Raw genomic sequence first — 1,959 nt, forward strand, 5'->3', positions numbered from 1 at the left:
AGCGATACGCATAAAAAATCCGAAACCAATCAACAGGTTTCGGATTTTCACACAACAGAAGGATCGGTCAATGGATCCTTAACTGATCGGCATTAAGCACAAGGTGCTCCCTTTTTGCATCTGGAATCAAACGGATATGGGGTTGATGGTGCTGGTCGGATGAGATTGGTGGGGCAGGGACGTTTTATCACCACGGCTGCCCATTTTTCCGTCATAAAAATGTCATAAAAATGTCACAAAAATGAAATTATTGGCTTAATTGTCAGCTGTTTTTGCCCTTTCCCGCAATCATTGATGGCTTTAATTAATCGATGGCAAGCCGCATGAAGACTGGCTCTAGGATATTTTTTTCCAAAAAGCTCTTTTTTTTTATGGCTGAAATATTTCAATGGTGGCTATGGTGTTGGCCGCCATCTGGCATAATCCGCCGCAACTCATAAACAGGCTTTTTTTTATGTTTGAAATGTTTAGTGGTTTGGGTTTGTGGTGGTCAATCGGTTTGGTATTGGCCGTTTTTTTTGTGCTTGCCTATGAATTTATCAACGGCTTTCACGATACCGCCAACGCGGTAGCAACGGTTATCTATACCAAGGCGATGCCAGCTCACCTGGCGGTCGTTGCATCGGGGATCTTCAACTTTTTTGGCGTCATGTTCGGCGGTCTGGGTGTGGCCTATGCCATTGTCCATCTGCTGCCCATCGACCTGCTGCTTGGGATGGACTCCACCCAAGGGTTGATCATGGTCTTCTCCTTGCTGTTTTCCGCCATCGTGTGGAACCTGGGCACCTGGTTCTTCGGGATCCCGGCCTCCAGTTCACATACCTTGATCGGTTCCATTCTGGGGGTAGGCGGCGCCTATGCCTGGATCACCCATAAACCGGTGACAGAAGGGATCAACGTGGGCAAAGCGATCGACATCATGCTGTCCCTCATCATCTCTCCCACCATAGGTTTCATCATCGCTGCGCTGCTGTTGCTTGCCATGAAGCGCATCTGGACCAGCAACAAGATCCACAAAACACCGGAAGAGCGTCAGCTGGTGGATGGCAAGAAGCACCCGCCATTCTGGGCGCGTCTGACCCTGGTGGCCTCGGCCATGGGCGTCAGCTTCGTACACGGCTCCAACGATGGCCAGAAGGGCATCGGTCTGGTGATGCTGGTGCTGATCTGTATGGCGCCCGCCTATTTCGCACTGGACATGAACAGCCGCGCCTATGATCTGGACCGGACCCAGGATGCCAACCAGCGCATCATGGAGATCTACCAGCGCAACCAGTCCGCCCTCTCTGGCGTCATCAACTTCTCTGCACCGGCAACGGCTCAGGAAGAGCTGATGACCCACTGCTCCGCAGATGGCGTGCTGCAGGCGATGGCCACCCTGGATGCCCGTCTGGGTGCCGTGCGTACTTATGATCAGATGAGCCTGACCGACCGCCGCGAAGTGCGTCGTCTGCTGCTCTGTATCGATGATACCGCCCGCAAGGCTGCCAAGCTGCCGTTGCCCGCCAAGGAGCTGACCGATCTGGCCAAATGGCGCAAGGATCTGACCGCGACCGCTGAATACGCACCGACCTGGGTTATCGTCTCCATCGCGCTGGCGCTCGGTTGCGGCACCATGGTGGGCTGGCGTCGTATCGTCCATACCGTGGGCGAGAAGATCGGCACCACCGGCATGACCTACAGCCAGGGCATTGCAGCCCAGATCACGGCTGCAACCTCCATCGGGGTCGCCAGTCTGACCGGTATGCCGGTGTCCACCACCCACATCCTCTCTTCTGCGGTGGCGGGTACCATGATTGCCAATAAATCCGGCCTGCAGAGCCAGACCATCAAGACCATCCTGATGGCCTGGGTGCTGACCCTGCCGCTGACCATGCTGCTCTCTGGCGGCCTGTTTATCGTCAGCCACCATCTGTTTGGTTGATCTGCCGCGCTCATAACGCGCATCACAATGACAAT

The 1,959-nt window shown here is 54.5% G+C and carries 1 protein-coding gene; it reads left to right on the forward strand.

Annotated features, from left to right (window positions below; genetic code table 11):
- Window positions 1–454: 454 nt before the first annotated feature.
- A complete protein-coding gene (locus tag AB5Z09_RS02700; RefSeq protein ID WP_021230067.1) occupies window positions 455–1,924 on the forward strand; it encodes an inorganic phosphate transporter in 1,470 nt (489 codons plus the stop codon).
- Window positions 1,925–1,959 lie beyond the last annotated feature (35 nt).

The sequence above is a fragment of the Aeromonas sp. R2-2 genome (genome assembly GCF_040908355.1).
Lineage (GTDB): Bacteria > Pseudomonadota > Gammaproteobacteria > Enterobacterales > Aeromonadaceae > Aeromonas > Aeromonas veronii.

Excerpts from the sequence above, each read along its gene's own strand:
- AB5Z09_RS02700 (WP_021230067.1), top strand. The coding sequence starts at position 455 with ATGTTTGAAATGTTTAGTGGTTTGGGTTTGTGGTGGTCAATCGGTTTG.